The organism is Micromonospora sp. DT63 (genome assembly GCF_049841615.1).
GTDB lineage: Bacteria > Actinomycetota > Actinomycetes > Mycobacteriales > Micromonosporaceae > Micromonospora.
The window spans coordinates 619,319-626,464 of the sequence record NZ_JBNCKQ010000002.1 but is presented as its reverse complement, the minus strand read 5'-3'; the positions used below and the strand labels follow the sequence as shown (position 1 = coordinate 626,464).

Sequence of the window (7,146 nt, the reverse complement as noted above, 5' to 3'; positions counted from 1 at the left end):
CGGTCGGTGTCGACACGGCTGCCGGTGCTGCGCCGGATCGTCCGCGGGCTGCCGCGCCCCCCCCCCCCCCCCCCCAACCCCCCCCCCCCCCCCCCCCCCCCCCCGGCCCCCCCCCCGGGGGGGCCCCGCCCCGGGGGGGCGGCCGCCCCGGCGCGTCTGTGGTGTGGCAAGCTCGACCGCATGCGGCTGGAGAACGTCTGGTTGCGGTACCACAGGCGTGGTCCGTGGGTGCTGCGGGACGTGGACGTGCGGATCGGTCCGGGTGAGGTCGCGGTCGTCCTGGGCCGCAACGGGGTGGGCAAGTCGACGCTGCTCCAGGTGGCCGCCGGGGTGCTGCGGCCGGGTCGGGGCCGGGTCGTCGACCGGCCGGTCCGGGTGGGCTGGGTGCCGGAGCGCTTTCCGGCCGACCAGCCCTTCACCGTTTCTCGCTACCTGACCGGCATGGCCCGCGTGGCCGGGTTGGGGCGGTCGGCCGCCGATAAGGCGGTGACCACCTGGACGCAGCGGCTCGGCCTGGACGCGTTCAGCTCGGTGCGGCTTCCGGAGCTGTCCAAGGGCACCGCGCAGAAGGTGGGTCTCGCCCAGGCCATGCTGCGACGACCCGGCCTGCTGGTGCTCGACGAGCCGTGGGAGGGTCTCGACGCCACGACCCGCGAGCTGGTTCCCGAGCTGATCAACGAGGTGCTGGCCGACGGCGGCACGGTCCTGGTCAGCGACCACCGCGGGGAGACGGTCCGGCTGCCGGCCGCGCGCCGCTGGTCGGTGGCCGCAGGCGTGCTGACCGAGGAGACCGCGCCGACCGGCGAGGAGGCCATCGCGGTGGTCGAGGTAGCGGTGCCGGCCGCGCGGGTCGCCAGCACCGTCGCCCGGTTGCGCTCCGAGGGCCACCAGATTCTTCGCGTACGCGCCGACACCTCCATCGCCGCACCACAGGCCCGACCCGCTGCCGCACCGCTGCGGCCGACGGGCGAACCGGCTCCCGACCATCCCGAGGGCGCGGGCGCGGACGCGGTCGAGCAGGCGGCGGGGGAGGCCCGGTGACCGCCCTGGTGCGGATGCGGCTGGCCGGTTTCCTGCGGACGGGTCGGGCGTTGGCGCCGTTGCTCGCGGGTCTCGTCGTGCTCGGCACGCTCTACGGCGGCGGCCGGTCCCAGCCGGCCGAGGCGTACGGCGTCTCGGCCGTGGTGCTCTTCCCGGTGCTCGCCTGGCAGACCAGGATCCTGCTGGACATCGAGCCGGACGTGCAGCGCCGGCTCGCCCAGGTGACTGTCGGGGTGGCCCGGGAGCGCCTGGCCGGGCTCCTGGCGGCCGGCGTGGCGGCGCTGGTAGCGGTGGCGATCGCGCTGCTCTTCCCCTGGTTGGTGGGCGGGGTCACCGGCCCGGTCGAGCCGGGGGACCGGTCGCTGCCGGTCGGCATCGCGCTGGGGCTGTGGGCGCATCTGCTGGCCGTACCCGCGGCGGTTGCCCTGGGCGCGCTGGCCAGTCGGGCGTCGGTGGGCGGCGCCGCGTACGGCGTGGCGGTGCTGGCCCTCGGCGGTGTCGGCGCGGTGGCGCTCGGTCTGCGCGGTTCGGTGGCGCCCTGGTTGGTGCCGCCGATCATGGCCACCGCGCGGACGACCGCGGGTGACGCCGCCGCCCTGACCCTGCTCGGGCTCACGCTCTGGGCGGTGGCGTGGAGTGCGGCGGTCACCGTCGGCTACCTGTGGCGGCGGCGGGCCCAGGGCTGACCAGCCACGGTCGGTGTGAGCGGGCTCACCGGGGGCGATTTGGCGCTCGTAGTGGGGGCGCGTACTCTTCAACAGTCATCCGTGTTTCCATGGATGAGGAACCACCCAGAGACCGCTGGTCACCGTGCTCCGGCACGGTCGAAGGTCCCGCGACAACGGGCGACCCGCGTAGGGCGGCAAGCGTAACTCGGCAGTGAGCATGGTCCGCCGACCGTGACGATCCGCCGGCCCTCGCCCCGTGCGCCCTGCGCCGGGGCTTTTCGTTGTCGTGCTGCCTCCGCCCCCGCTCCGGCTTCGGCCGTTTCGGGGACCAGCCTCGAGTAACGAGAGAGGAGGGACATGGCGGACAAGCCGATCCGGGCCGACAAGGCCACGGCCGTCGCTGAGCTGACCGAGAGCTTCCGCAACGCGGGCGCCACCGTGCTGACCGAGTACCGCGGTCTGACGGTTTCCCAGCTCACCCAGCTGCGGCGCTCGCTCGGCGCCGAGACCAGCTACACGGTCGCGAAGAACACGCTGGCGAAGCGTGCCGCGACGGACGCGGGTATCAACGGCCTCGACGAGCTGTTCACCGGTCCTACCGCGCTGACTTTCGTTTCGGGCGACGTCGTCGAGGCGGCGAAGGGGCTTCGCGACTTCGCGAAGGCCAACCCGAAGCTCGTCATCAAGGGCGGTGTCTTCGAGGGCAGGGCCATTTCCGCGGCCGAGGTCACGAAGCTCGCCGACCTGGAGTCCCGCGAGGTGCTGCTGGCCAAGCTGGCCGGCGCGATGAAGGGCAACCTGAGCAAGGCCGCGGCCCTGTTCCAGGCTCCGCTCTCCAAGGCCGCCCGTGCGGCGGCCGCCCTGGCGGACAAGAAGCGCGAGCAGGAGGGCGCCGAGGCGGCCTGAGGCCGCGCGGCGCACCCACGTTCTTAGACAACCTTTAGAAAGGACGCCAGATATGGCGAAGCTCAGCACCGACGAGCTGCTCGACGCGTTCAAGGAGATGACGCTGATCGAGCTCTCCGAGTTCGTGAAGCAGTTCGAGGACACCTTCGAGGTCACCGCCGCGGCTCCGGTCGCGGTTGCCGCCGCCGGTGGCGCTCCGGCCGCCGCCGAGGCCGAGCCGGAGAAGGACGAGTTCGACGTCGTCCTCGAGGCTGACGGTGGCAAGAAGATCCAGGTCATCAAGGTCGTGCGTGAGCTGACCGGCCTGGGCCTCAAGGAGGCCAAGGACGCGGTCGAGTCCGCGCCGAAGGCCATCCTGGAGAAGGTCAACAAGGAGACCGCCGAGAAGGCGAAGGCGAAGCTCGAGGGTGAGGGCGCCAAGGTCACCCTCAAGTGACCTGACGTTCCACCTGCGCGTGCCCGGCTCAGTGAGCCGGGACACGATCGCGTCGCGGCGGGCGGTGATCCGACACGGATCGCTGCCCGCCGTGTTTCGTGGATCGGGCGACAACCGTCCTGAGCTGGGCGTCGATGGTCGATGCGCGACCACCGGACGAGCCGACCCGGTCGCCCCCAGGTGGGAAAGAACCGACGACCCGGATACCGGCCCTTGACGCGGCCCCGGGCTGCCAGGCACGCTGAACACCAGCAAGACACCGCGCTTGCGACGGCCACGACGTGGGTAATGACAGCGGCGGCACCAACGGCCGCGGCAACCCGAGCGGCCCAGTGGGGACGTTGCGTTCTGAGCGGCCCGGCAGACCCCGGTTTACGGGGGCCGAGGCGCGTTCCGCGAACGACCTGCGGGGTGGGCTGGACAGCGGTTAGCCTCTCGGCTACACTGCTAGTTTGCGCTGCCTTCCGACTTGACCCCTGCTCGGAAATGTCCGTTTACGGATATTTCTGGTGGGGTCATTGGAGTGCACGCGTACCAGCCGTTCTGCAGCACCGGTCCTCGGAAGGACGCATCTTGGCAGCTTCCCGCCCTGCGAAGACCAGTCGTACGTCGAGCGCATTCGCTCCCCGCCGAGTTTCATTCGGCAGGATCACCGAACACCTCGAGGTCCCCAACCTCCTTGCCATCCAGAACGAGTCCTTCGACTGGCTCGTCGGCAACGAGGCTTGGCAGGGCCGGTCGGCGGACGACCCGCACGCACGCTCGGGTCTCGCGGAGATCCTTGAAGAGATCAGTCCCATTGAGGACTTCTCCGGCACCATGTCACTTTCCTTCTCGGCGCCGCGCTTCGACGAGGTCAAGGCCTCGATCGAGGAGTGCAAGGAGAAGGACCTGACCTACTGCGCTCCGCTCTTCGTGACCGCGGAGTTCACCAACAACACCACTGGCGAGATCAAGAGCCAGACGGTGTTCATGGGTGACTTCCCGATGATGACGCCCAAGGGCACCTTCGTCATCAACGGCACCGAGCGCGTCGTGGTCAGCCAGCTCGTCCGGTCCCCGGGCGTGTACTTCGACAAGCAGCCGGACAAGACCTCCGACCGCGACCTCTCCAGCGTCAAGGTCATCCCGAGTCGGGGTGCCTGGCTGGAGTTCGACATCGACAAGCGCGACACGGTCGGCGTTCGCATCGACCGCAAGCGTCGGCAGGCCGTCACGGTCCTGCTCAAGGCCATCGGATGGTCGGCCGAGCGGATCCGTGAGCGGTTCGGCTGGTCCGAGCTGATGATGACCACGCTCGAGAAGGACCACATCGCCGGCGCCGACGAGGCCCTGCTCGACATCTACCGCAAGCTGCGCCCTGGCGAGCCGCCGACGCGCGAGAACGCCCAGACCCTGCTCGACAACCTCTTCTTCAACCCGAAGAGGTACGACGTCGCCAAGGTCGGGCGCTACAAGTTCAACAAGAAGCTGGAAGTCGACGTGCCGATCACCACCGGCACGCTGACCGAGGACGACATCGTCGCCACCGTGGAGTACCTGTGCCGGCTGCACGCCGGTGAGGACGGCTACGAGGCCGACGACATCGACCACTTCGGCAACCGTCGTCTGCGCACCGTGGGTGAGCTGATCCAGAACCAGGTTCGGGTCGGCCTCTCCCGCATGGAGCGGGTCGTCCGCGAGCGGATGACCACGCAGGACGTCGAGGCGATCACCCCGCAGACCCTGATCAACATCCGCCCGGTGGTGGCGGCGATCAAGGAGTTCTTCGGTACGTCGCAGCTGTCCCAGTTCATGGACCAGACCAACCCGCTGGCGGGCCTGACCCACCGGCGTCGGCTGAGCGCGCTCGGCCCGGGTGGTCTGTCCCGGGAGCGGGCCGGCTTCGAGGTCCGCGACGTGCACCCGTCCCACTACGGCCGGATGTGCCCGATCGAGACGCCGGAAGGCCCGAACATCGGCCTGATCGGCGCGCTGTCCACCTTCGCCCGGGTCAACCCGTTCGGCTTCATCGAGACGCCGTACCGGAAGGTCGTCGAGGGTCGGGTCACCGACCAGATCGACTACCTGACCGCGGACGAGGAGGACCGGTTCGTCAAGGCCCAGGCCAACGCGCGCCTGAAGGCGGACGGCACGTTCGCCGAGGAGCGGGTGCTCTGCCGTCGTAAGGGCGGCGAGACCGAGGACGTCGTCCCCGGTGCCGTCGACTACATGGACGTCTCGCCCCGGCAGATGACCTCGGTCGCGACCGCCATGATCCCGTTCCTCGAGCACGACGACGCCAACCGGGCACTGATGGGCGCGAACATGCAGCGCCAGGCGGTGCCGCTGGTCAAGGCCGAGGCGCCGCTCGTGGGTACGGGCATGGAGTACCGGGCCGCTGTCGACGCCGGCGACGTGGTTGTCGCCGAGGTCGGCGGTGTGATCGAGGATCTCTGCGCCGACTACGTCACCATCCACCAGGATGACGGCCACCGCCGGACGTACCTGCTGCACAAGTTCCGCCGCTCCAACGCCGGCTCCTGCGTCAACCAGAAGCCGGTCGTCTTCGAGGGCGACCGCGTCGAGGCCGGTCAGGTCATCGCCGACGGTCCGTGCACCGACGAGGGCGAGATGGCGCTCGGACGCAACCTGCTGGTGGCGTTCATGTGCTGGGAGGGCCACAACTACGAGGACGCGATCATCCTGTCGCAGCGCCTCGTGCAGCAGGACGTGCTCACCTCGATCCACATCGAGGAGCACGAGGTCGACGCCCGGGACACCAAGCTCGGTCCGGAGGAGATCACCCGCGACATCCCGAACGTCAGCGAGGAAATGCTCGCTGACCTCGACGAGCGCGGCATCATCCGGATCGGCGCCGAGGTCGTCCCCGGCGACATCCTGGTCGGCAAGGTCACGCCCAAGGGCGAGACCGAGCTGACCCCGGAGGAGCGGCTGCTCCGCGCGATCTTCGGTGAGAAGGCGCGTGAGGTTCGGGACACCTCGCTGAAGGTGCCGCACGGCGAGACCGGCACGGTCATCGGTGTGCGCACGTTCTCCCGCGAGGACGGCGACGAGTTGCCGCCGGGTGTCAACGAGCTGGTCCGGGTCTACGTCGCCCAGAAGCGCAAGATCCAGGACGGCGACAAGCTCGCCGGCCGGCACGGCAACAAGGGTGTCATCTCGAAGATCCTGCCGATCGAGGACATGCCGTTCCTTGAGGACGGCACCCCGGTCGACATCGTGCTCAACCCGCTCGGCGTGCCGAGCCGGATGAACATCGGCCAGGTGCTGGAGACCCACCTCGGTTGGGTCGCCAAGACCGGGTGGAAGGTCGAGGGTGACGACGCCGAATGGAAGCGTCAGCTCCGCTCGATCGACGCGCACGAGTCCGAGGGTGACACCAACGTGGCCACCCCGGTCTTCGACGGTGCCCGCGAGGAGGAGATCTCCGGTCTGCTCGAGTCGACCCTGCCCAACCGGGACGGCAAGCAGCTGATCGGGCGCACCGGCAAGGCGCAGCTGTTCGACGGTCGTTCCGGCGAGCCGCTGCCCGACCCGATCGCGGTCGGCTACGTCTACATCCTGAAGCTCAACCACCTGGTCGACGACAAGATCCACGCTCGTTCGACCGGACCGTACTCGATGATCACGCAGCAGCCGCTGGGTGGTAAGGCGCAGTTCGGTGGTCAGCGCTTCGGTGAGATGGAGTGCTGGGCGATGCAGGCGTACGGCGCTGCCTACGCCCTGCAGGAGCTGCTCACGATCAAGTCCGACGACGTGCTCGGCCGCGTGAAGGTCTACGAGGCCATCGTCAAGGGCGAGAACATCCCGGAGCCGGGCATCCCGGAGTCGTTCAAGGTGCTGCTCAAGGAGCTGCAGTCGCTGTGCCTCAACGTTGAGGTGCTCTCCAGCGACGGTGTGGCCCTGGAGATGCGCGAGACCGACGACGAGGTGTTCCGGGCCGCCGAGGAGCTGGGCATCGACCTGTCCCGGCGCGAGCCGAGCTCGGTCGAAGAGGTCTGAGGTGAGCGGTCGGGGGGGGGGGGGGGGGCGCCCCCCCCCCCCCCCCCCCCACACGGGAACAAGAAACACCGAAGGGCGCCAGGGGGAGAA

Annotated in this window: 5 protein-coding genes; all 5 read left to right on the top strand. The window is 69.7% G+C overall.

Features of this window, described 5'->3' with window-relative positions; all coding sequences use genetic code 11:
- Positions 1 to 180 precede the first annotated feature (180 nt).
- Positions 181 to 1,041 carry an ATP-binding cassette domain-containing protein gene (locus tag ACLQ27_RS09705; RefSeq protein WP_425866384.1) on the top strand — a complete coding sequence of 287 codons (861 nt, stop codon included), beginning with the start codon at positions 181 to 183 and terminating at the stop codon, positions 1,039 to 1,041.
- Positions 1,038 to 1,727, top strand: a complete 690-nt coding sequence (locus ACLQ27_RS09700) for a hypothetical protein (protein WP_357574574.1) — start codon at positions 1,038 to 1,040, stop codon at positions 1,725 to 1,727. Before ACLQ27_RS09705 ends, ACLQ27_RS09700 begins: the two co-directional genes overlap by 4 nt.
- Positions 1,728 to 2,066: 339 nt before the next feature.
- Positions 2,067 to 2,615, top strand: coding sequence for a 50S ribosomal protein L10 (rplJ, locus tag ACLQ27_RS09695; RefSeq protein WP_007465325.1), 549 nt, complete (start codon positions 2,067 to 2,069; stop codon positions 2,613 to 2,615).
- Positions 2,616 to 2,667: 52 nt separating this feature from the next.
- Positions 2,668 to 3,051, top strand: coding sequence for a 50S ribosomal protein L7/L12 (rplL, locus tag ACLQ27_RS09690; protein WP_007465324.1), 384 nt, complete (start codon positions 2,668 to 2,670; stop codon positions 3,049 to 3,051).
- A gap of 573 nt (positions 3,052 to 3,624) precedes the next feature.
- Entirely contained in the window at positions 3,625 to 7,056 is a 3,432-nt protein-coding gene (locus tag ACLQ27_RS09685) for a DNA-directed RNA polymerase subunit beta (RefSeq protein WP_234583441.1), read from the top strand.
- Positions 7,057 to 7,146: the final 90 nt, after the last annotated feature.

Coding starts and splice junctions, on each gene's coding strand:
- ACLQ27_RS09705 (WP_425866384.1), top strand. CDS start 181: ATGCGGCTGGAGAACGTCTGGTTGCGGTACCACAGGCGTGGTCCGTGG.
- rplJ (WP_007465325.1), top strand. CDS start 2,067: ATGGCGGACAAGCCGATCCGGGCCGACAAGGCCACGGCCGTCGCTGAG.
- rplL (WP_007465324.1), top strand. CDS start 2,668: ATGGCGAAGCTCAGCACCGACGAGCTGCTCGACGCGTTCAAGGAGATG.